21 protein-coding genes and 2 pseudogenes are annotated in these 20369 nt (G+C 60.3%); 11 read left to right on the top strand and 12 right to left on the bottom strand.

Annotation, left to right across the window (positions count from 1 at the left end; genetic code table 11):
* Nucleotides 1–11 precede the first annotated feature (11 nt).
* On the bottom strand, nucleotides 12–305 hold the full coding sequence (locus ACYZT1_RS03700; RefSeq protein WP_462019182.1) for a hypothetical protein: 294 nt from the start codon (nucleotides 303–305) through the stop codon (nucleotides 12–14).
* Between the two features lie 143 nt (nucleotides 306–448).
* On the opposite strand from ACYZT1_RS03700, the gene ACYZT1_RS03705 reads away from it, so the two are divergent.
* From ACYZT1_RS03705 to ACYZT1_RS03720, 4 genes are read left to right on the top strand one after another with little or no spacing between them, the layout of a single operon-like run.
* On the top strand, nucleotides 449–751 hold the full coding sequence (locus ACYZT1_RS03705) for a MazG-like family protein (protein ID WP_462017725.1): 303 nt from the start codon (nucleotides 449–451) through the stop codon (nucleotides 749–751).
* Nucleotides 751–1500, top strand: coding sequence for a methyltransferase domain-containing protein (locus ACYZT1_RS03710; protein WP_462017726.1), 750 nt, complete (start codon nucleotides 751–753; stop codon nucleotides 1498–1500). The genes ACYZT1_RS03705 and ACYZT1_RS03710 overlap by 1 nt, the downstream gene beginning before the upstream one ends.
* A 12-nt stretch (nucleotides 1501–1512) precedes the next feature.
* The gene (locus tag ACYZT1_RS03715) at nucleotides 1513–2136 is read left to right on the top strand and encodes a DUF4136 domain-containing protein (protein WP_462017727.1); all 624 of its coding nucleotides are present in this window, start codon (nucleotides 1513–1515) and stop codon (nucleotides 2134–2136) included.
* Between the two features lie 52 nt (nucleotides 2137–2188).
* Nucleotides 2189–2752: a DUF4136 domain-containing protein gene (locus tag ACYZT1_RS03720; RefSeq protein WP_462017728.1), complete on the top strand. Its 564-nt coding sequence runs from the start codon at nucleotides 2189–2191 to the stop codon at nucleotides 2750–2752.
* Nucleotides 2753–2789: 37 nt separating this feature from the next.
* Here the strand turns inward: ACYZT1_RS03720 and ACYZT1_RS03725 are convergent, their stop codons facing one another.
* Nucleotides 2790–3644: a MaoC family dehydratase gene (locus ACYZT1_RS03725; protein WP_462017729.1), complete on the bottom strand. Its 855-nt coding sequence runs from the start codon at nucleotides 3642–3644 to the stop codon at nucleotides 2790–2792.
* Nucleotides 3645–3646: 2 nt separating this feature from the next.
* On the bottom strand, nucleotides 3647–4999 hold the full coding sequence (locus ACYZT1_RS03730) for a 3-oxoacyl-ACP reductase (protein WP_462017730.1): 1353 nt from the start codon (nucleotides 4997–4999) through the stop codon (nucleotides 3647–3649).
* A gap of 230 nt (nucleotides 5000–5229) precedes the next feature.
* Here ACYZT1_RS03730 and ACYZT1_RS03735 point away from each other — a divergent pair, with 230 nt between their 5' ends.
* Nucleotides 5230–6507, top strand: coding sequence for an acetyl-CoA C-acetyltransferase (locus ACYZT1_RS03735; protein ID WP_462017731.1), 1278 nt, complete (start codon nucleotides 5230–5232; stop codon nucleotides 6505–6507).
* 185 nt (nucleotides 6508–6692) lie between these two features.
* Nucleotides 6693–7586: a PA4780 family RIO1-like protein kinase gene (locus ACYZT1_RS03740; protein WP_462017732.1), complete on the top strand. Its 894-nt coding sequence runs from the start codon at nucleotides 6693–6695 to the stop codon at nucleotides 7584–7586.
* A gap of 48 nt (nucleotides 7587–7634) precedes the next feature.
* On the opposite strand, the gene cueR is transcribed toward ACYZT1_RS03740, so the two are convergent.
* The 3 genes from cueR to ACYZT1_RS03755 form a co-directional block, all read right to left on the bottom strand.
* Nucleotides 7635–8042, bottom strand: a complete 408-nt coding sequence (cueR, locus tag ACYZT1_RS03745) for a Cu(I)-responsive transcriptional regulator (RefSeq protein ID WP_462017733.1) — start codon at nucleotides 8040–8042, stop codon at nucleotides 7635–7637.
* Nucleotides 8039–10432: a heavy metal translocating P-type ATPase gene (locus tag ACYZT1_RS03750; protein WP_462017734.1), complete on the bottom strand. Its 2394-nt coding sequence runs from the start codon at nucleotides 10430–10432 to the stop codon at nucleotides 8039–8041. Before ACYZT1_RS03750 ends, cueR begins: the two co-directional genes overlap by 4 nt.
* Nucleotides 10433–10557: 125 nt before the next feature.
* Nucleotides 10558–10941 (bottom strand): hypothetical protein, encoded by a 384-nt coding sequence (locus tag ACYZT1_RS03755; RefSeq protein ID WP_462017735.1) that lies wholly within the window; start codon nucleotides 10939–10941, stop codon nucleotides 10558–10560.
* 147 nt (nucleotides 10942–11088) lie between these two features.
* Between ACYZT1_RS03755 and ACYZT1_RS03760 the strand changes: the two genes are divergently transcribed.
* Both ACYZT1_RS03760 and ACYZT1_RS03765 read left to right on the top strand, forming a co-directional pair.
* A complete protein-coding gene (locus ACYZT1_RS03760; protein WP_462017736.1) occupies nucleotides 11089–11286 on the top strand; it encodes a cation transporter in 198 nt (65 codons plus the stop codon).
* Between the two features lie 149 nt (nucleotides 11287–11435).
* Nucleotides 11436–12632 carry a multidrug effflux MFS transporter gene (locus tag ACYZT1_RS03765; protein WP_462017737.1) on the top strand — a complete coding sequence of 399 codons (1197 nt, stop codon included), beginning with the start codon at nucleotides 11436–11438 and terminating at the stop codon, nucleotides 12630–12632.
* An 8-nt stretch (nucleotides 12633–12640) separates the two neighbouring features.
* Here ACYZT1_RS03765 and ACYZT1_RS03770 read toward each other — a convergent pair whose 3' ends face one another.
* The 3 genes from ACYZT1_RS03770 to ACYZT1_RS03780 form a co-directional block, all read right to left on the bottom strand.
* Nucleotides 12641–12808, bottom strand: coding sequence for a hypothetical protein (locus tag ACYZT1_RS03770; protein WP_462017738.1), 168 nt, complete (start codon nucleotides 12806–12808; stop codon nucleotides 12641–12643).
* A gap of 186 nt (nucleotides 12809–12994) precedes the next feature.
* A complete protein-coding gene (locus tag ACYZT1_RS03775) occupies nucleotides 12995–14008 on the bottom strand; it encodes a zinc-binding alcohol dehydrogenase family protein (protein WP_462017739.1) in 1014 nt (337 codons plus the stop codon).
* A 31-nt stretch (nucleotides 14009–14039) separates the two neighbouring features.
* Nucleotides 14040–14333 (bottom strand): putative quinol monooxygenase, encoded by a 294-nt coding sequence (locus ACYZT1_RS03780; RefSeq protein ID WP_462017740.1) that lies wholly within the window; start codon nucleotides 14331–14333, stop codon nucleotides 14040–14042.
* 160 nt (nucleotides 14334–14493) lie between these two features.
* Between ACYZT1_RS03780 and ACYZT1_RS03785 the strand changes: the two are divergent.
* Both ACYZT1_RS03785 and ACYZT1_RS03790 read left to right on the top strand, forming a co-directional pair.
* Nucleotides 14494–14661: pseudogene (locus ACYZT1_RS03785) on the top strand (LysR family transcriptional regulator); the annotation flags it as partial.
* 315 nt (nucleotides 14662–14976) lie between these two features.
* Nucleotides 14977–15714, top strand: a complete 738-nt coding sequence (locus ACYZT1_RS03790) for an ArsR/SmtB family transcription factor (protein ID WP_462017741.1) — start codon at nucleotides 14977–14979, stop codon at nucleotides 15712–15714.
* A 75-nt stretch (nucleotides 15715–15789) separates the two neighbouring features.
* On the opposite strand, the gene ACYZT1_RS03795 is transcribed toward ACYZT1_RS03790, so the two are convergent.
* From ACYZT1_RS03795 to ACYZT1_RS03805, 3 genes and pseudogenes are all read right to left on the bottom strand, one after another.
* Nucleotides 15790–16746 (bottom strand): adenosine deaminase, encoded by a 957-nt coding sequence (locus ACYZT1_RS03795; protein ID WP_462017742.1) that lies wholly within the window; start codon nucleotides 16744–16746, stop codon nucleotides 15790–15792.
* Nucleotides 16747–16825: 79 nt separating this feature from the next.
* A pseudogene (locus tag ACYZT1_RS03800) lies at nucleotides 16826–17790 on the bottom strand (2-oxoglutarate and iron-dependent oxygenase domain-containing protein).
* Between the two features lie 104 nt (nucleotides 17791–17894).
* Entirely contained in the window at nucleotides 17895–18977 is a 1083-nt protein-coding gene (locus tag ACYZT1_RS03805; RefSeq protein ID WP_462017743.1) for a BMP family ABC transporter substrate-binding protein, read from the bottom strand.
* A 297-nt stretch (nucleotides 18978–19274) separates the two neighbouring features.
* Here ACYZT1_RS03805 and ACYZT1_RS03810 point away from each other — a divergent pair, with 297 nt between their 5' ends.
* A complete protein-coding gene (locus tag ACYZT1_RS03810) occupies nucleotides 19275–20366 on the top strand; it encodes a calcium:cation antiporter (RefSeq protein ID WP_462017744.1) in 1092 nt (363 codons plus the stop codon).
* The last annotated feature ends 3 nt before the right edge of the window (nucleotides 20367–20369 follow it).

Consider the following 20369-nt stretch of genomic DNA (forward strand, 5'->3'; position numbering starts at 1 on the left):
GGCAGGTGTTTTTAGTGGATTATCCAGCTCAGCAACCACAAGCCCAGCAGCAACCAGATGATCCCCATGATGATCGACGCATTCATGAATGCGCGAATCGCTGACCACAGCAGCATCAGCCCGACAATCAACGCCAGGATGCTGATGACCGAAGTATCCATGCCCAGCGTACGGGACAGCCCTTCGACAAAGTTGCTGCCAGCGTTGCTCAACAGGTTGAACAGACCGCTGAGGCCGTCAACGATGAAGCGGATGACCGAACCGAGTGCCTGGCCGAGCCATTCGAAAAAACTTTCTACCTGCATGTGAACATCCTTGATGAACGTGGTGGCGTGGTTGCCGGACATGAGCCTTCGGCTATGGTTCAGGGCGCCGAGTTCCCTGATGCTACACAGACCTTGCCATGATCGGATATCCCCCCGAAGCTATACGTCTTCAGGAGAGCCCGATGAACCTTGTTGAACTGACCGAACGCCTGCACGCGATCCGCGATCGCAATGATTGGCGACAATTTCACAGCCCCAAAAACCTGGCAATGGCCGCGAGCGTGGAAATGTCCGAACTGGTGGAAATCTTCCAGTGGCTGAGCGAAGACCAGTCTCGTCAGTTGCCGGCAGACAAGCTCGCCCACGCCGGGCAGGAAGTGGGCGACATCGTACTTTATCTCCTGCTGTTGTGCAGCGAGCTGGGGCTGGACATGGATGAAGTGGTGCGCAGCAAACTCGCCGACAGTGAACGGAGGTTCAGCTGATGAGCGACCGGCATTTCGATCAACTGGCGACCCGTTTCGCAGAGAAAATCTACGGCGGCGCCAAAGGGGCGATTCGCCTTGCCGTGCTTCAGGCCGATCTGGCCGAAGTCTTGCCCGACCGTGCGTTGCGCGTGCTCGACATCGGTGCCGGCCTCGGCCACATGTCGTTATGGCTGGCCGAGCGCGGGCATGACGTGACGCTGGCCGAGCCGGCCGAGCCGATGCTTGAAGGCGCTCGTCGGCGGTTCGCCGATGCAGGACAAACCGCGACTTTCATTCAAGCGCCCTGGCAAGAATTGCCCGGGCAGCTCAATGAGCCCTACGATCTGGTGCTTTGTCATGCGGTACTCGAATGGCTCGCCGAACCCCACACGATCCTGCCGGTGCTGCATCAGCTGACGAAACCCGAAGGCCGGTTGTCGCTGGCGTTTTACAACCGCGATGCGCTGATCTACCGCAACCTGCTCAAGGGGCACTTTCGCAAGATGCGCAACAACGACATGGCGGGCGAAAAACAGAGCCTGACCCCGCAACAGCCACTTGATCCGCGAGCACTTGCGGCGCAACTTGAAGGCCTGTGGCGGGTCGAAACCCAGAGCGGGGTTCGCGTTTTTCACGACTATATGCCGGTGGAATTTCAGGCCCGCGCGCAGCTGGGGGATTTGCTCGAAATGGAGCTCGCCCACCGTCGCCACCCAGGCTTCGCCGGGCTTGGGCGTTACCTGCACTGGATCTGTCGGCCGATCTGATCGGAGCGCGAAATGAAAAGTCGTTCAGGGTTACTGGTGATCTGTCTGGGCCTAGTCGCCTGCCAGGGCAGCAATCCTTACGTGGCAAGCTCCAGACCTCTGCCGCCGGCACCACCGCAAGCGGCCACGACCTTCGATCGCAGCGCGTACCCGGCGCCGCCGCGTGATTACGGGCGTTATCGCAGTTGGGCGTGGCTCAATGGGCGCTTGCCGCCGGGCACGGCCTGGGCAGATTCGGCGCAGGTTGCCGAAGCCGTGAGCAGCGCGCTCGATCAGCGTGGCCTGCGCCCGCTGCATGACAATCGTGCGGCAGACCTGTTTGTCAGCGCCGACCTGCGCCTGGAAACCCGTATGCGCCAGGTTCGCGACGACTACGGCTATTACGGCGGCGGATACGGTGGTTATGGTGGCTACAATCGTTATGGCAGCGGTTACGGCATGTACAACACGGTGCCGATCGTGCGCACTTATCAGGAACAGGTCGTGGTCGTGCGCGTAGACTTGTTCGATGCGCAGAGCGGCCAGCCAGTCTGGAGTTCGAGTGCCGAAACCAGCAATCGCGGCTCACAGGGCGCGCAAACCGATGCCATTCGTGAAGCGGTGGAAAAAGCCATGTCGGCGTATCCGCCGAGCTAGTCCGGTGTATCCCGGCTTATTGCAGGTTGAAGTCTTCAATCGGAGAACCACCATGTTCCGTCCTCTCGCTCTACTGGTTGTCGCCGCACTGTTGAGTGCCTGTGCCTCCGACCAGGTCAACAATGACTATGACGCCAGCCGCGACTTTGCCGCTTATCGCAGCTGGAGCTGGAAGGAACCGGCGCTGCAATATCGCCCCGATGACCCGCGAATCAAGAGCGACCTGACCGAGCAACGCATCCGCCAATCGGTGTCCGATCAGCTGGATCAGCGGGGCCTGCGCCCGGCAACCGGAGGCAGCAAGGGCGATCTTGGCGTGCAGGCTTATCTGATCGTCGAACAGCGCCAGCAACAAGTGACGACCAACTACGGCGGCGGCGGCGGATGGGGCAGTCCGTGGCACGGTTATTGGGGCGGGCCGATGTACAACGAAACCCGCAATGTCAGTTACAAGGTCGCGATCATTCAGATCGATCTGCTGGACAGCAAGGACGGCAAACTGGTGTGGCGGGGCAGCGACGAACAATTGGTCAGCGGCTCGCCCAATCCCAGCGATCGTGCCAACGCCATTCGCGAAACGGTTGGCAAAATACTCGCCAATTATCCTCCGCGCTGACCTAGACTTTGCGCGCGAGTGCCAAGATGTGGCGAGTTCAGGAAATCGGTCGCCAGTGCCCGACCATGTGCTCCAGATCCCCGGCGCCTATCAATTGGAAATCACCGCTGGAGCCCGCCGCGCTGGCGAGCAACGTCACTTCGCTGGGCAGACGTACCGGCTTGCGAAACTGCACCGCAATCTCCACGTTAGCCGTCGGCAAATGCTGATCAAGCGCTGCCAGCGTGCGCGCCTTGTTCCACAAGCCGTGTGCGATCGCAGTCGGGAAGCCGAACAGTTTGGCGCTTGCGGCACTCAAATGGATCGGATTGTAATCGCCCGAGACGTTCGCGTATTGCCGACCGATGTCGGCCGGGGCCTTCCAGCGGCTGACCTCTGTGACCGACAAGGTTGACGCCAAGACATCTTCTATGGGCTCGCCGTCGAGTTTGGCGCCGCGACAAAGCATCTGGCTTTCTGCCTCCCACAGCGTCCCCAGCTGATCTTCCAGGGTCGTCAGCAGATCAAACGTCGCACCCTTGGCGTGCGGTTGCAGGTTAGCCACTCGCACACTGACTCGCCCTCGATGCACGCCGCCCATCGGCCGAATGAGGCGAATGCGGTTGCTCAGATGAATCAACCCCAGTAACGGAAACGGGAAATCTTTTGCGGTCAGCACTTGCATCTGCAGCGCAAACGCGAGGATGTGCGGATAGGTCGGGGGCAACAAGCTGCTGTCGGCAAATCCACAGACCTTGCGGTAGTCCGCCAGGCGCTTGGGATCGACATCGACCCAGCACCGCAACCCAGTCTCGGGCAGCGCGGTGCCCGTGATCTTGCGTCGCATTGCCGCTTGCGCGTACGACGCGGGCAGGCCGGGTTCGCGTTCGAGTGTGTGCCAGTCATTGTTCATGGTTACGCCCCCAGTACACTTTGCCCGCAGACACGTAGCGCCTGACCGGTATAGCCACCGGTGCCCGGTTGTGCCAGCCACGCCACAGCTTCGGCGACGTCTTGCGGCACGCCGCCCTGGCCCAATGAGCTCATGCGTCGCCCGCCTTCGCGCACGGCAAATGGCAGGTGCGCAGTCATCTGGGTTTCGATAAACCCCGGGGCGACTGCGTTGATGCTGATGCCGCGCTCGTTCAGCAGCGGCGCCCACGCTTGCGCGAGACCGATCAATCCGGCCTTGCTGGCGGCGTAGTTGGTTTGCCCGCGATTGCCGGCAATGCCGCTGATCGACGCCAGCAGGATGACCCGGCCATTGTTGCGCAAAGTGCCGCTGTCGAGCAGCGCCTTGGTCAACACTTGCGGTGCATTGAGATTGACCGCGAGCACCGCGTCCCAGAGTTCCGGAGTCATGTTGGCGAGGGTTTTGTCTCGGGTGATACCGGCGTTGTGCACCACGATATCGACGCCGTCGGACAGCTGTTCGATCAGCTGCGCAGCGGCGTCTTCGGCGCAGATGTCCAGCGTGATACTGCGCGCGCCGAGACGAGCGGCAAGCGCTTCCAGATCGTTTTTGGCCTGCGGGACGTCGAGCAGGATAACCTCGGCACCATCACGCGCCAGCGTTTCGGCGATGGAGGCGCCAATGCCGCGTGCGGCGCCGGTCACCAGCGCCTTGCGCCCGGACAACGGGCGAGTCCAGTCGGTTACGGGCGTATCACACGCATTGACCCGTATCACTTGCCCGGAGACGAAGGCGCTCTTTGGCGAAAGAAAAAATCGCAGTGGGCCTTCCAGCTGATCTTCTGCACCTTCGCCCACCTGGATCAGTTGCAACGTCCCGCCGCCGCGCAATTCCTTGGCGAGCGATCGGCTGAAGCCTTCCAGCGCGCGTTGAGCACTGGCGGCGAACGGGTCGCTGACTGTTTGCGGGTCACGTCCGAGAATCACCAGGTGTGCATTGTGATCAAGGTTTTTCATCAAGGGCTGAAAGAACTCGCGCAGTTGCGTCAGGGCGTCGGTTTGCGTCAGCTCGCTGGCATCGAACACCACGGCTTTCAGCTTGGGGCCGTGGCCGGGAATCCATGCGGTGGCCGTTGCAGGCTCCGTGCCGTAGCTGAAAATCGCATCGGTGAGGCGATTGGCGAAGGCACTGACTTTCCCCGCCAGCGCGCCGCCGCCGATCAACAGCGCACCTTCGACAGGGCGCAGCCGGCCGGCTTGCCAGCGCTCCAGTCGCACGGGCGTCGGCAGACCGAGGGCGCCGACCAGACGATGGCCGAAGGACGAGTTGGCGAAGTCGATATAACGGTCAGACATGGAACGCGCTCCAGCAGCTGGGGTTCAAAGTGTGGACCATGAATGGCAATCAGTCGTTCGATCCGCGAATAAAGCCTACCCTTGGGCATTGCAGTCCCGGACGGTGTGGGCAAAGCTTGCTCGCGAAAGCGGCGTGTCAGACACAGTAATATTTGATGTGCCAACGCTATCGCGAGCAGGCTCGCTCCCACAGGATCGCATTCCACTTCCGGATTTAATCAGGAGCTTTTATGACTCAGCTGCGTCGCGTCGCAATCATCGGTGGCAACCGGATTCCCTTCGCCCGCTCCAACGGGCCTTACGCCACCGCCAGCAACCAGGCGATGCTCACGGCCGCGCTCGAAGGCCTGATCGAGCGGTTCAACCTGCACGGTGAGCGCATGGGCGAAGTGGCGGCAGGCGCCGTGCTCAAGCATTCCCGCGATTTCAACCTGACCCGCGAATGCGTGCTCGGCTCGCGGCTGTCGCCGACCACACCCGCCTACGATATTCAGCAAGCCTGCGGCACCGGCCTTGAAGCCGCGCTGCTGGTGGCGAACAAAATTGCTCTCGGCCAGATCGACTGCGGCATTGCCGGCGGCGTCGACACCACGTCCGACGCGCCGATCGGCATTAACGAAGGCCTGCGTAAAATCCTCTTGCAAGCCAATCGCGGCAAGACGACTGCAGACAAACTGAAAACGTTTCTGCAGCTGCGGCCAGGCCATCTCGTCCCGCAATTCCCGCGCAACGGCGAGCCGCGCACGGGCTTGTCCATGGGCGAACATTGCGAATTGATGGCGCAGACCTGGAACATCACGCGCGGCGAGCAGGACCAGCTCGCTCTCGAAAGCCATCAGAAAATGGCTGCGTCCTACACCGAAGGATGGCATAACGATTTGATCACGCCGTTCCTGGGTCTGACCCGCGATAACAATCTACGCCCCGACCTGACCCTGGAAAAACTTGCCTCGCTGAAGCCGGCATTCGACAAAGGCGCCAAGGGCACCTTGACCGCCGGCAACTCCACGCCGCTCACCGATGGTGCATCGCTAGTGCTGCTCGGCAGCGAGGAATGGGCGAAGGAGCGCGGCTTGCCGATCCTCGCTTACCTGCGCGACGGCGAGGCGGCGGCGGTGGATTTTGTCAACGGCGCGGAAGGCCTGTTGATGGCGCCGGTGTACGCAGTGCCTCGTATGCTGGCGCGCAATGGCCTGACCTTGCAGGACTTCGATTACTACGAAATCCACGAAGCATTTGCCGCGCAGGTGTTGTGCACTCTCAAGGCCTGGGAAGATCCCGAATACTGCAAAACCCGATTGAGTCTTGACGGGCCGCTGGGTTCCATCGACCGCACGCGGCTGAACGTCAAAGGCAGTTCACTGGCGGCGGGGCATCCATTTGCCGCTACAGGCGGACGCATTGTCGCCAGCCTGGCCAAATTGCTCGACGCTGCCGGCAAGGGCCGAGGGTTGATCTCGATCTGTGCGGCGGGCGGGCAGGGCGTCACCGCGATTATTGAGCGCTGATTCCACTGGGTGATCTCCGTCGGTCGAATGACATGGGCAGGGCGTATCGAAAAACACGGCACATGTGTGTTTACTGTTCCCCTCGGAGCGTTCATAGGTCGGCACCCCCTCCCCCGATTGAGCAGATTGCCGTATAACGAATGACTTTCGCGTGTTTGGTAATAAAGGACCCACAATAAAAGCTGATGAAGACTCCAAAACGCATTGAACCCCTGATCGAGGACGGTCTGGTCGACGAGGTGCTGCGCCCACTCATGAGTGGTAAAGAAGCAGCTGTTTATGTGGTGCGCTGCGGCAACGAGTTACGTTGCGCGAAGGTCTACAAGGAGGCTAATAAACGCAGTTTCCGTCAGGCGGCCGAATATCAGGAAGGCCGCAAGGTGCGCAACAGCCGGCAGGCTCGGGCGATGGCCAAGGGCTCGAAATTCGGCAAGAAAGAAACCGAGGACGCTTGGCAGAATGCTGAAGTGGCGGCGTTGTTCCGTCTCGCCGGTGCCGGTGTCCGGGTGCCGAAACCGTACGACTTCCTCGAAGGCGTGCTGTTGATGGAATTGGTGGCCGACGAATACGGCGATGCCGCGCCGCGTTTGAACGACGTGGTGCTGGAGCCGGACGAGGCGCGCGAATATCACGCGTTTCTGATTTCGCAGATCGTGCTGATGTTGTGTACCGGTCTGGTGCACGGCGACTTGTCCGAGTTCAACGTACTGCTGACCCCGACCGGCCCAGTCATCATCGACCTGCCGCAAGCGGTCGACGCGGCGGGCAACAACCATGCCTTCAGCATGCTTGAGCGGGACGTGGGCAACATGGCGTCGTACTTCGGCCGGTTCGCGCCGGAGTTGAAGCAAACCCGCTATGCCAAAGAGATGTGGGCGCTGTACGAGGCCGGGACCTTGCACCCGGCGAGTGTCTTGACCGGTGTGTTCGACGAGCCGGAAGAGCTGGCCGATGTCGGCGGCATCATGCGCGAAATCGAGGCGGCTCGCCTGGATGAAGAACGCAAGCAAGCGGTACGCGCGGCGGACGATGCGCCACCGGGCAAAACCGAAGAACCGCCTCCACCCTGGATGCAGTGACTGGTTGAAAACGACCCGGCTTCGGCCGGGTTTTTTTATCGGTCGGGCTCACACCGGCTCAGCACAGCACCCCGATTCAAGATTTTTCAGAATCGGACAATCCGGACGATGGTCACCCTGACAGTGCTCCACCAGATCCTGCAGGGTGTCGCGCAGTTGCCCGAGCTCGCGGATCTTCTGGTTCAGTTCCTCGATATGCTGGCGAGCCAGCGCTTTTACGTCCGCGCTCGCCCGTTGACGATCCTGCCAAAGGGTCAGCAACTTGCCGACTTCCTCCAGTGAAAACCCCAGATCCCGAGAACGCTTGATGAAGGCCAGCGTGTGTAAATCATCCTCGCCATACACCCGATAACCGCTGCCGGTGCGAGGAGCCGCCTTGAGCAGCCCGATCGACTCGTAATAACGAATCATCTTCGCACTGAGTCCGCTCACCCGAGCCGCTTGGCCAATGTTCATCGGTTGTTCTCCAGGTCCTTGGGTTTCCAGGTTCTCAACAGTAATGCATTGCTGACCACGCTCACGCTCGACAACGCCATCGCCGCACCGGCCAGCACCGGATTGAGAAAGCCAAACGCCGCCAGCGGAATGCCGATCAGGTTGTAGACAAATGCCCAGAACAAATTCTGCCGGATTTTTGCGTAGGTCTTGCGGCTGATTTCCAGCGCCGCCGGCACCAGTCGAGGATCGCCGCGCATCAGGGTAATCCCGGCTGCGTGCATCGCGACATCGGTGCCGCCGCCCATGGCAATGCCGATGTCCGCCGCCGCCAGCGCCGGTGCGTCGTTGATGCCGTCGCCGACCATCGCGACCACGCCGGTTTTCTTCAGCGCCGCGACCGTGGCGGCTTTATCCGCCGGCAGCACTTGTGCGTAAACATCCTCGATGCCCAGCGCTTCGGCGACCACTCGGGCGCTGCCGCGATTGTCGCCCGTCAGCAAATGGCTGGTGATGTCGCGCTGGCGCAGTTGAAGAACGGCTTGCAGCGCGCCGTCTTTCAATGTGTCACCGAAAGCGAACAATCCGAGCACCGCCGGTGTGGGACTTTGCTCGATCAGCCATGACAATGTCCGGCCCTCGGTCTCCCATGTGCTGGCGTACTCGGCAAGCTCACTGGCACTCAAACCGCTTTCTTCCAACAGGCGACGATTGCCCAGCGCAAGCCGTCGCCCGTCAAGGCTGCCAGCGATGCCGCGTCCGGTCAGCGACTGACTGTCGCGAACATCGGCAACGATCAAACCGCGTTCTGCGCAAGCGTCCAGCACAGCCTTGGCCAAAGGATGCTCACTGCCGCGTTGCAACGCCCCGGCCATTTGCAACAACGTGCTTTCGTCACCATCGATTGCACTCAGATGGGCGATGCGCGGCGTGCCCGAGGTGAGCGTGCCGGTTTTATCAAACACCACCGCACTGACTTCATGGGCGCGTTCCAGCGCTTCGGCGTCCTTGATCAGAATGCCATGGCGCGCCGCGACGCCGGTGCCGGCCATGATTGCGGTTGGCGTGGCCAGACCGAGGGCGCACGGGCAGGCGATCACCAGCACTGCGACGGCATTGATCAGCACCGTTTCGAGGGGTGCTCCGTACAGCCACCAGCCGATCACCGTCGCCAATGCGATCAGCAGAACGGTCGGCACGAACACCTGACTGACTTTATCCACCAATTTCTGGATCGGCGCCTTGGCCGATTGCGCGTCTTCCACCAGGCGGATGATCCGCGCCAGCACCGTTTCTGCGCCGAGCGCCTGCGTGCGCACCAGCAGCCGACCTTCGCCGTTGATTGCGCCCCCGGTGACTTTATCCCCAGGCTGCTTGGGCACAGGCAGGCTTTCGCCACTGATCAGCGCTTCATCAGCATGGCTGCGACCTTCAACCACCTCACCGTCCACCGGAAAACGCTCGCCAGGTTTTACCACCACCAGATCGTCGAGGCGTAACGCACTGATCGCGACGTCCTGTTCGCGGCCATCGATCACTTGAATCGCACGTTCCGGGCGCAGTGCTTCGAGGGCGCGAATGGCGCTGGCGGTCTGACGTTTGGCGCGGCTTTCCAGATATTTGCCCAGCAGCACCAGAGCAATCACCACCGCTGAAGCTTCGAAATACAGATGCGGCATGCGACCGGCGGCGGTGGCCCATTCGTAAAGACTCAAGCCATAACCGGCGCTTGTGCCCAAGGCGACCAACAGGTCCATATTGCCCGCCCCGGCGCGGACCGCTTTCCATGCCGCCACGTAAAAACGCGCGCCGAAGATAAACTGCACCGGGGTGGCCAACGCGAACTGCGCCCACGCGGGAAGCATCCAGTGCACACCGAACGGTTGCAGCAACATCGGCAGCACCAGCGGCAGGGCGAGGGCAATCGCCAAGATCAACATCCAGCGCTCACGGTGCAGACGGCGTTGCTGATTATCGGCTTGCGGATGTTCGACTTCCCACACGCTGGCGTTGTAGCCCGCTTTGGTGACAGCGGCGATCAGGGTCTGCGGATCGACCTGGCCGAGCAATTCGAGATGGGCACGTTCGTTAGCCAGGTTGACGCTGACGCTTTTCACCCCTGAAACCTTGGCCAGCGCACGTTCCACTCGCCCGACGCAGGAAGCGCAGGTCATGCCGTCGATGCTTAATTCGAGACGTTGCCGGGGTACGCTGTAACCGGCCTGTTCCACGGCATCCATCAATGCCGGCAGGCTGCCGCCGGGCGCCTGGACACGGGCCTGCTCGGTGGCCAGATTGACGCTGACCGCGCTGGCGCCGCTGACTTTGCTCAGGGCGCGCTCGACACGTCCGGCACAACTGGCGCAGGTCATGCCGGCAATCGGCAGGTTGAACGTAGTGGATTCGGACATCGGTCGCGCTCCCTGTAGTAGATACCCACAGGATCAACCTTGCCATGCTGGCAAGGTCAAGCGCAAAAAATCAAAGCGCCGCAGAGCGCTGTAGAAGCAAGCTTGTCCCGACAAGTGGCCGTAGATCAGTATTCGAGTACAGCGGGCTTCAAATACATGCCTTCCTGCGTCATCGCGATCCTGAATTTCAACACGTCCCCGGCCTTGAGCGTGATGGTCTGCGAACCCGGCGCGAGCATACCGGGATTGCAACCCGGTGCCTGACCCGGCAGCAACTTGAGGCGCAGCGAGACGCTGCCCGGCGGCAGGTTGAACGACGTGCTCTGTTCCTGGAACAGCCGCGCCGACAACTGGTCCTGGATGTACACACCGATTTCGCAATGGGTCGAGACCTCCAGGCGCTCGCGGGAAATGATCAGCACGCCGTAATCCACCGGAGCAGCATTGACGGAGGGCGCAGCGGCGAAGAGGCTGAGAAAGCCAAACAGGCTGAAAGCTGACCAGCGCATGGCTGAATCTCCTGATATCGAGTCATTGATGCACGCAGCTTGGCCGAGTGTGGCGCCGATTGCCAGCCCGGCCGTTCACGGCAGAACTTGACCTTGCCATGGTGGCAAGCTCGACACTGGACGCAACCTCATCAAAGGAGTCATTTCATGCAGGTATTCAACGTTCAAGGTATGTCATGCGGGCATTGCGTAAAAGCCATCACTTTGGCGCTGCAAGCAAAAGATCCAGCGGCCAGCGTGCGAGTCGATCTGGCGGCAAAGGAAGTCGGCGTCGAGAGCGCGCTCACGGTGGACCAGGTGATTGCAGCGATCACTGAAGAAGGCTACGAGGCCAAAGTCGGCTGAGCCGAACATCGATCCGGTGGGAGCACGCTCGCGCGTGCATTCCTCGTCATTGTATTCAACGGGATTTAATAGTTAGCGACCTATCGGATGTTCAAGGCGTCTCGGCGCAGCTAGACTAGGGGGCTGCTGATTGTCCCACTGGATACCCGATGAACTTCCGTACCATCTTGATACTAGGCGCCTTGAGCGCATTTGGGCCGCTGGCGATAGATTTCTATCTGCCAGCATTCCCGACCATGGCGCTGGCGTTCGGCACCGATGAAGCACACGTTCAACTCACCTTGGCGGCTTATTTCCTGGGCTTGTCGATCGGTCAACTGCTTTACGGACCGGTAGCGGATCGCTTCGGGCGACGGATGCCGTTGCTGGTGGGCGTCGGTCTCTTCACCGCTGCGTCCCTGGCGTGCGCCTATGCGCCCAATCTCGATTGGCTGATCGCGGCGCGGTTCATTCAAGCGCTGGGCGGTTGTGCCGGGATGGTGATTTCGCGGGCAATCGTCAGCGACAAATGCGATGCGGTGGGCTCCGCCAAAGTCTTTTCGCAACTGATGCTGGTCATGGGCCTGGCGCCGATTCTTGCGCCAATGCTGGGCGGGTTGCTGGTGAACACGACGGGTTGGCAATCGATCTTCCTGGCGCTGACCGGTTTCAGTGCGCTGGCGGCGCTGGCCGTTGCGCTTGGGTTGCCGGAAAGCATGCCAGCCAATGCGCCACGCCAGCCGCTGTCTGGTGCGCTGCGGCAATATGGACGCCTGTTATCCGACCCGATTTACCTCGGCCATGCCCTGACCGGCGGCATCGCCATCGCCGGGATGTTCGCCTACATCACGGGTTCGCCCTATGTCTTCATCAAACTCTACGGGGTGCCGGCCGAACACTTCGGCTGGCTGTTCGGCATCAATGCCGCGGGTTTCATTCTGGTGGCGCAGATCAATGCGCGGATGCTGGCCAAGCGTGGTCCGGCATTTTTGCTGGTGCGCGCGGTGTGGGTTTACCTGGGGGCCGCCTTGACGCTGCTGGCGGTCAGTTCGCTGCACACCGAACAACTGTGGCCGCTGTTGGTGCCGTTGTTTATCTGCATGGCCAGCCTGGGATGCATTCTTCCCAATGCCTCGGCCTGCGCGATGAACGGGCAGGGTGCGCGTGCGGGTAGCGCGTCGGCGCTGCTCGGTTGCCTGCAATTCAGTGTCGCTGCCGGCGCGGCCTGGCTGGTGGGATTTTTATACGACGGCACGGCCGTGCCGATGGCCATGGTCATCAGCCTGTGTGCAATTCTGGTGGTGAGCGCGGCGATGCTCACCCGGCGTTTGCAGAATGCCCGGGCGCTGGTTCAGGCTCAGGTTTAGGGAGAACCTCAGCCGGCGACGCGCTGCTGGTCGGGAAACTGATGAGGGGCGTGCAGGCGCGCTTCAAGGGTGCGGGTGAACGCTCGAGCTTCGGCTTCGCTGCGAAATGTCACGCAATGCTGACCCAGACGGACCTGCCATTGGGATTTTGCCAATTCTTTTATCAGGATCTTCATTGCTGACCTCCTTTGCGTAAAAGATTGCCTTGCAGAGGCTTCGATTGTAGACCCGAATACTCATGCAATTGTGACAGCGGTCAACCTTCGGACTGACGGCAAAAGATCGCAGGCCTCGCCAGCTCCTATGGACCCAATTGTGCGAAACATCCGTAGGAACTGGCGAAGCCCGTGATCTTTTGATCCTCAGAATCCTTCGAGCACAATCTTGCCTTTCGACTTGCCGCTTTCCAGCAGTTCATGTGCACGTCGCAGGTTGGCGGCGTTGATCGTTCCGAAATGTTCGCCGACCGTCGTCTTCAATATGCCTGCATCGATCAACTGCGCCACGCGATTGAGCAGTTTGTGCTGCTCGATCATGTCCGCCGTTTCAAACAGCGAGCGGGTGTACATGAATTCCCAGTGCAGCGACAGGCTCTTGCGTTTGAGCCTGGTCACGTCCAGTGACTTGGGATCGTCGATCAATGCCAGCTTGCCTTGCGGTGCCAGTGCTTCCACCAGTTGATCGAGGTGATGCCCGGTCTCGGTCAGGCTGGCGACATGCGTTACCTGTTCGACGCCGGCGCGCTTGAGCTCCACGCTCAGTGGCTGGCTGTGGTCGATAATCAGGTCGGCGCCGAGCTCACGAACCCAGCTCTGGGTTTGCGGGCGCGAAGCGGTGCCGATCACCTTCAGCCCGGTCAACTGATGCGCCAACTGGGTAAGGATCGAACCGACGCCGCCGGCAGCACCCACAATCAGCAGGCTCTGGCCTTCGTCAGCCTTATTTTCGCGGACCTGCAGACGCTCGAACAGCAGTTCCCACGCGGTGATCGCGGTCAGGGGAAGGGCGGCCGCTTCGGCAAAACCAAGGATTTTGGGCATGTGGCCGACAATTCGTTCGTCCACCACGTGCAGCTCGCTGTTGCCCCCGGCACGGGCAATGGAACCGGCGTAAAACACCTTGTCCCCAGCCTTGAACAAGGTCACTTCATGGCCGACCTCCTTGACCACACCGGCGACATCCCAACCCAGCACCTTCGCGGTGCCTTGTTCTGGCTGGACGTTCTGACGAACCTTGGTATCCACCGGGTTGACCGAGATGGCTTTGACTTCCACCAGCAGATCGCGCGGCCCGGCAACCGGCGCCGGCAGCTCGATGTCTTGCAGGGCCTTTTCGTCGCTGATCGGCAATGACGTGTAATAGGCAATCGCTTTCATGAAGAATTCCTGGACGGTAATGGAAGAGGGATCAGGCCACCGAGCGCAGGCGCTTGAGCTCGAAGTGTTCGAGAAAGTCGCCGGCCCTGGCACGGAAATTCTGAACGTGCGCACTGGCATCGTGGGCTTGCAGCGCTTCATCGCTGCTCCACTGTTCGATCATGTAGAAGGCCAGCGGATTGGCCAGGTCCTGATGCAGATCGTATTGACCACAACCGGCCTCGGCGCGGGTTGGTTCAACAAGGGCGCGCAGGTGCTGTTCAAGGGCCTCGTGCTGCCCCGGTTTGGCGATCAGGGTGGCGATGGCGGTGAATGCTTGAGACATGGTCGGCTCCGACAGTGAGAGTGGATTCGGGGGAGACAGGATGATTAGCTATTTCACCCCAAGTTAAAAGCCGCTAAAAGAGCAGTCTCCCTCACTACTTTTTGATAACCAGGGACTGAAGACGAGAGCTTCTCGGATACGGCCGGCCGCCATTGTTGGCTTGAAAGTATTACGGCCGGAACTGATCTGCGAGCGTGCTTTGCTGAATGTACTGTGCGCCCATCGCGCACAGTTGAGTAAGCCTGTGGACCTTTTGCGGGAAATGCTTGCCAGCCGATGCGCTCTATTAAGCAGGCAGTTCGCGACTTTATCGAGGATTGCTCATTAGTCGCAGGCAAATAGCGAAATTTCTCTCAGGAACTATCACCACCCATGGTTTGCCGAGGGCAGGAACCGGCGGCCAACAGGCTTATACTATCGGCCGCCTCATGTGCGTACTGCCGGGCTCACCGTGGCGCGTCCACGAAAGATCGACAAGCTCCGACGGTGATCGGCAAATCCTTGGCACTGGCTGCAAAGCGCTGGCCTGGGTAGGCGATGGCTTTGCCCGATAAACGGCGGTTTCTGCGTCTTGGCCGCTGGCGCATTAGTGGTCAAGATGTCTCCGAGCAGTAGACGAAACGATTCAACAGGGAGTGAATACATGGAACATGCACCTTGCATCAGCCAGATTGCCACGTTGCTGGCTGACCCAAAGCGCAGCGCAATGATGTGGGCCTTGATGGATGGCTCGGCGCGACAAACCGAAGAGCTGGCGCTACTGGCCAGGCTTTCACCCTCTTCGGCCAGTGCACACCTGGGGCGTTTGTCCGCCGGAGGTCTGGTTAAGGTTGAAACCCGCGGTCGCAAGCGCTTCTTCCGGCTCGCTGCTCCGGAAATAGGCGCCGCCATCGAGGCGTTGGCCAGTGCAACGATTGCCAGCACGCCACGGGAAACCCCGGACGTGTTCAGACGTACCGCTCCCATTCCCATCGCCAAACCTCAGGCCGCGCCTTCTTCATTGCTGCGCGCCCGGCTCTGCGACGATCATCTGGGCGGCACCCTCGCCGCAGACCTCTACCAGCGTTTGCTGGATGCTGGCTGGATCGAACAGTTCGACCGGCGTGTGTCGATCACCCTCAAAGGCGCCACGCAACTGGCCAGCCGCGGTGTGTACGTTCAAGCCCTGGCGCACACCAGCAGCAAAGCTGCGTGCGCCTGTCCTGACTGGAGCGAGAGACGCCCACACATGGGTGGGTCATTGGGTGCGGCGCTGCTGCAATTGTTCATGCAGTCGGGCTGGTTGAGCTTGCCGAACGACTCCCGAGCCTTGCAAATTACCGCGGCCGGACAGCGGGAAATTCACCGCTTCGCCAAGGAAACCGAGCGCGAGATGGCATAGGCTGTCGTTCGAACCCGCGCGCTGGCCTGCATCCGGTATTTTTGCGTTCCCGCGTCCGAGCGCGGGAACGCTCGGCTACCAGGGTTTGATCAATCTGGCATCCAGACTGTTCTGCGCCAGACGCCTGGCCTGATCCTGGGTCATGCCCAGATCGGTGTACAGCGCATGGAAGTTTTCCGTGACATAACCACCGAAGTACGCCGGGTCATCAGAGTTCACGGTGACTTTCACGCCGCGCTCGAGCATGTCGAGAATATTGTGCTGTGACATGTGATCGAACACGCAAAGCTTGGTGTTGGACAACGGGCACACGGTCAGGGGGATTTGTTCGTCGATGATCCGTTGCATCAGTCGTTCGTCTTCGATGGCGCGCACGCCGTGGTCGATCCGCTGGATTTTCAGCAGATCGAGCGCTTCCCAGATGTACTCCGGCGGGCCTTCTTCGCCGGCGTGGGCAACCGTCAGGAAACCTTCGCCACGGGCACGATCGAACACACGCTGGAATTTGCTCGGCGGGTGGCCCATCTCCGAGCTGTCCAGGCCGACAGCCACGAAAGCATCCCGAAATGGCAACGCCTGGTCGAGGGTTTTCTCGGCTTCTTCTTCGCTCAAGTGGCGCAGGAAACTCAGGATAAGACCGCTGGTGATGCCTAGTTGCTGTTCGCCATCCTTCAGCGCGGCGGCGATGCCGTTGAGCACCACTTCGAAAGGAACACCACGGTCGGTGTGGGTTTGCGGGTCGAAGAACGGTTCGGTGTGAATCACGTTCTGCGCCTTGCAACGCAACAGGTAGGCCCAGGTCAGGTCGTAGAAATCCTGCGACGTGCGCAGGACATCGGCGCCCTGGTAATACAGGTCGAGAAACTCCTGCAAATTGTTGAAGGCATACGCCCCGCGCAGCGTTTCGACGTCGCTCCACGGCAGGGCGATCTTGTTGCGTTCAGCCAGGGCGAACAACAACTCGGGCTCCAGCGAGCCTTCCAGATGCAGGTGCAGTTCTGCCTTGGGCAGGGCGTTCAGCCAGTCGTACATATTCTTTTCTCATCAGGTGCAGATGGCGGGCATTCTACAGGTGCTCGCCGAAACAATTGGCAAAACCTGACCAGCCGGTTCAGGCATTCTGCGATTCCCGTCGATAGGCATAAGTATCGGCGAAGCGCGACAACAGGAATTCGGCACAGGTGGTCGCGGGGTATTTCGCCGGATGCTCTGGATCCTGACAGCCCGGCAGGCACTCGATAATGGTGTCGGGATGGGGCTCGGCAAAGAACGGCATTGAATAGCGATCCACCCCCAGTGGGCTGACCCTCGATGCGGCGTCGACAGGTAACGGTCGTTGCTCCAACGCGCCATCATGTCCCCCAGGTTGACCACAAACGTACCGTCGATGGGCGGCGCATCGATCCACTCACCGTGCACATTGCGCACTTGCAGTCCGCCTGCCGAATCCTGATAAAGCAGGGTGATGCATCCGTAATCGGTGTGCGCCCCGGCACCCTGCTGCTCTTCGGAGCTGGCGGTGTGGCGGGGCGGGTAGTGAATCATGCGCAGGACGCTGACCGGCTCATTAAAACGTTTGTCGAAGAAGTCGCGCTCAATGTTCAGCGCCAGTGTCATCGCTCGCAACAGGGTTTGCGCGAGACTTTGCATGTCGACGTAGTGTTGCTCCATCAGCGCTTCCCAGCCCGGCATCGAAGGATGACGATTGGGCCCGCGCAACGGTTTTTCCGCCAGCACGTCCGGGTGATCGGCCGGCAGGTGAAAGCCCATGTCGAAGGTTTCTTTGAGGTCGCTGGGTTTGTTCGGGTCGAGCTGCTCGGTGGCGATGGCGCCGTAGCCGCGATGATGGCGGGTCTGGGTGATGTCGATCTTGAGCTTTTCATCGCAGGGCAGGGCAAAGAAGCGTTGGGCGTGGTCGAGCATCGCGTCGATGCGCGAGGCGCTGATCGGGTGGCCCTTGATGTAGAAAAACCCCCACTCGCGACAGGCTTTGTCGATCTGTTCGGCAACGGATTTCCAGGCGAGCGGGTCATCACTGTAGAGCGGGGCGATGTCGATAATGGGTAGGCTGTTCATGCGCAGTCCTTGAATGTGGGAGCGAGCCTGCTCGCGACAGCGGGGTGTGACGGCCTCATCGCGAGCAGGCTCGCTCCCACAGGGTTTTGTGTTCGGCTCGGGAATTATTTGGGAATATCAGCCTTCATGCCTTCGACGTAATAATTCATCGAAGCCAGTTCCGCATTGTTCGCCGTCGCGCCGGCCGGGATTTTCTCGACGCCGGCCTGATCCTTGATCGGCCCGGTGAAAGGATGCAGTGCACCACTCTTGATGTCCGCGATGATCTGCTCGGCTTCGGTCTTCACGGCAGCTGGCACCAGATCGCTGATCGGCAGTTCAACCGTACCTTCCTTCAACCCGCCCCAGTAATCCTGGGATTTCCAGGAGTGGTCGATCACGCTTTGGGTCGCCTGAATGTAATGCGGTGCCCAGTCGTTGACGATCGAGGTCAACACCGCTTTCGGCCCGAAATGTGCCATGTCCGAAGCATAGCCAACGGCAAACACGCCGCGCCGTTCGGCCGCCTGAATCGGTGCCGGGCTGTCGGTGTGCTGGAACACCACATCCACGCCCTGATCGATCAGCGCGTTGGCGGCATCGGCTTCCTTGCCGGGATCGAACCACGAGTTGACCCACACCACTTTGATTTCGGTGCCGGGGTTGTACTTGTTCAAGGCCAGCTGGATGGCGTTGATGTCGCGGATCACTTCCGGGATCGGGAACGAGGCGACATAGCCGATTTTTTTGCTCTTGGTCATCTTCGCCGCGAGGAAGCCGCCGACGTATCGACCCTCATAGGTGCGCGCCAGGTAGGTGCCGAGGTTCTTGTCCTGCTTGTAACCGGTGGCGTGCTCAAAGGTCACCTTGGGAAATTGTTTGGCGACTTTCAGCGTCGGGTTCATATAGCCAAAGGACGTGGTGAAAATCACGTCGTATTTGTCCTTGGCCATGTTGCGAATCACACGCTCGGCATCCGCGCCCTCGGCAACGTTTTCCACATAGTTGGTGGTGATCTGGTTGCCGAATTTTTCTGCCAGTGCCTTGCGTCCCTGTTCATGCTGATACGTCCAGCCGTGGTCGCCGATCGGGCCGATATAGACAAAGCCGACTTTCAGCGGATCGGCGGCACTGGCCGTCAAGCCTGCGCTCAGACCGATGGCCGCCACGACGGCGCCCAGCAGCTTCTTCAGCGGACGGTTATGCATGAATTCGAACTCCGTGTTGTTTTGAGGTTGGCGGGAGCAATGCAATTAGCTGACCAACAGGACAACAAAAATCTTAAACCGTGGCGCGGCCATCGCGAGCAGACTCGCTCTTACATTGGATCGCATTCCCCTGTGGGAGCGAGCCTGCTCGCGATGGGGCCCTTGAGACCGATAAAAGTGCACGCCCGAACACGGCCGCCATCCACTGGTGCGAAAAGATGTAACGAAACGTTAGCGACGCGCCGCAGTCAGTAGCTCATCACAGCGTGTTCGCTCCACTTGGCAAAAAGGCCCGCAATGCTCTCACTCATCAAGCAAGAAAAATTTCTCCTGTTGGCCCTGCTCGCCGTATTCGTCGCTTATCCACTGGAGCACTGGCTGCTGCACAGCGGTCAGGTCGTAGCGCTGGCGGGTGGGTTGGTGTTGATCGGTTTTATCGTGGCTGCCTCCATGCGCGTCGCTCATCACGCGGAACTGCTCGCGGAAAAAGTCGGGGACCCCTACGGCACGATGATTTTGACCCTCGCCGCGGTACTGGTCGAAGTGGTGATCCTGGCGATCATGATGAGCAACGAAGCGTCGCCGACGCTGGTACGTGACACGATTTATTCGGCGGTCATGCTCGACATCAACGGCATCCTTGGCCTCGCCGCGTTGATGGGCGGCATCAAACACGGCGAACAGTCCTACAACGACGACTCGGCGCGCAGTTACAGCGTGATGATTCTCACAGCGATGGGCGTGTCGATGGTGGTGCCGGAGTTCATTCCGCAGGCCAACTGGAAGATCTATTCCGGGTTTACCATTGGCGCGATGGTCGTGCTCTACGCGCTATTTCTGCGCATGCAAGTCGGGCCGCACAGCTATTTTTTCAGCTACAGCTACCCGGAAAAACGCCGCAAGAAAGAGCCTGTGGAAAATGAACCGAAACCGGTCAGCCTCGCGTTCTCCATCGGCACATTAGTCTTTGGCGTGGTGGTCATCGGTGCGTTGGCCGAAGTGATGTCCAAGACCCTCGATCTGGGGCTGGAAGGAACGGGCGCTCCGCCGGTGATCACTGCGATTCTGGTGGCGGCCATTTCTGCGGCGCCGGAAATCCTCACGGCGTTGCGCGCGGCATTGGCCAACCGCATGCAGTCCGTGGTCAACATCGCGATGGGCGCATCGTTGTCGACAGTGATCCTTACGGTACCGGTAATGGAAGCGATGGCGCTTTACACCGGTCAGCCGTTCCAGATGGCGATGACCCCGGTGCAGACGGTGATGGTCTTCATCACGCTGATTGTCAGCGCGATCAATCTCAACGATGGCGAAACCAACGCCATCGAAGGGATGACCCATTTTGTGCTGTTCGCGACATTTATCATGTTGTCGCTGTTGGGGCTTTGAAGG

Source organism: Pseudomonas sp. PB3P13, assembly GCF_054897735.1.

Coding starts and splice junctions, on each gene's coding strand:
- cueR (WP_462017733.1), bottom strand. CDS start 8,042: ATGAACATTGGCCAAGCGGCTCGGGTGAGCGGACTCAGTGCGAAGATG.
- ACYZT1_RS03755 (WP_462017735.1), bottom strand. CDS start 10,941: ATGCGCTGGTCAGCTTTCAGCCTGTTTGGCTTTCTCAGCCTCTTCGCC.
- ACYZT1_RS03720 (WP_462017728.1), top strand. CDS start 2,189: ATGTTCCGTCCTCTCGCTCTACTGGTTGTCGCCGCACTGTTGAGTGCC.
- ACYZT1_RS03735 (WP_462017731.1), top strand. CDS start 5,230: ATGACTCAGCTGCGTCGCGTCGCAATCATCGGTGGCAACCGGATTCCC.
- ACYZT1_RS03705 (WP_462017725.1), top strand. CDS start 449: ATGAACCTTGTTGAACTGACCGAACGCCTGCACGCGATCCGCGATCGC.
- ACYZT1_RS03715 (WP_462017727.1), top strand. CDS start 1,513: ATGAAAAGTCGTTCAGGGTTACTGGTGATCTGTCTGGGCCTAGTCGCC.
- ACYZT1_RS03805 (WP_462017743.1), bottom strand. CDS start 18,977: ATGCATAACCGTCCGCTGAAGAAGCTGCTGGGCGCCGTCGTGGCGGCC.
- ACYZT1_RS03760 (WP_462017736.1), top strand. CDS start 11,089: ATGCAGGTATTCAACGTTCAAGGTATGTCATGCGGGCATTGCGTAAAA.
- ACYZT1_RS03710 (WP_462017726.1), top strand. CDS start 751: ATGAGCGACCGGCATTTCGATCAACTGGCGACCCGTTTCGCAGAGAAA.
- ACYZT1_RS03790 (WP_462017741.1), top strand. CDS start 14,977: ATGGAACATGCACCTTGCATCAGCCAGATTGCCACGTTGCTGGCTGAC.
- ACYZT1_RS03700 (WP_462019182.1), bottom strand. CDS start 305: ATGCAGGTAGAAAGTTTTTTCGAATGGCTCGGCCAGGCACTCGGTTCG.
- ACYZT1_RS03765 (WP_462017737.1), top strand. CDS start 11,436: ATGAACTTCCGTACCATCTTGATACTAGGCGCCTTGAGCGCATTTGGG.
- ACYZT1_RS03795 (WP_462017742.1), bottom strand. CDS start 16,746: ATGTACGACTGGCTGAACGCCCTGCCCAAGGCAGAACTGCACCTGCAT.
- ACYZT1_RS03775 (WP_462017739.1), bottom strand. CDS start 14,008: ATGAAAGCGATTGCCTATTACACGTCATTGCCGATCAGCGACGAAAAG.
- ACYZT1_RS03810 (WP_462017744.1), top strand. CDS start 19,275: ATGCTCTCACTCATCAAGCAAGAAAAATTTCTCCTGTTGGCCCTGCTC.
- ACYZT1_RS03730 (WP_462017730.1), bottom strand. CDS start 4,999: ATGTCTGACCGTTATATCGACTTCGCCAACTCGTCCTTCGGCCATCGT.
- ACYZT1_RS03725 (WP_462017729.1), bottom strand. CDS start 3,644: ATGAACAATGACTGGCACACACTCGAACGCGAACCCGGCCTGCCCGCG.
- ACYZT1_RS03750 (WP_462017734.1), bottom strand. CDS start 10,432: ATGTCCGAATCCACTACGTTCAACCTGCCGATTGCCGGCATGACCTGC.
- ACYZT1_RS03740 (WP_462017732.1), top strand. CDS start 6,693: ATGAAGACTCCAAAACGCATTGAACCCCTGATCGAGGACGGTCTGGTC.
- ACYZT1_RS03780 (WP_462017740.1), bottom strand. CDS start 14,333: ATGTCTCAAGCATTCACCGCCATCGCCACCCTGATCGCCAAACCGGGG.
- ACYZT1_RS03770 (WP_462017738.1), bottom strand. CDS start 12,808: ATGAAGATCCTGATAAAAGAATTGGCAAAATCCCAATGGCAGGTCCGT.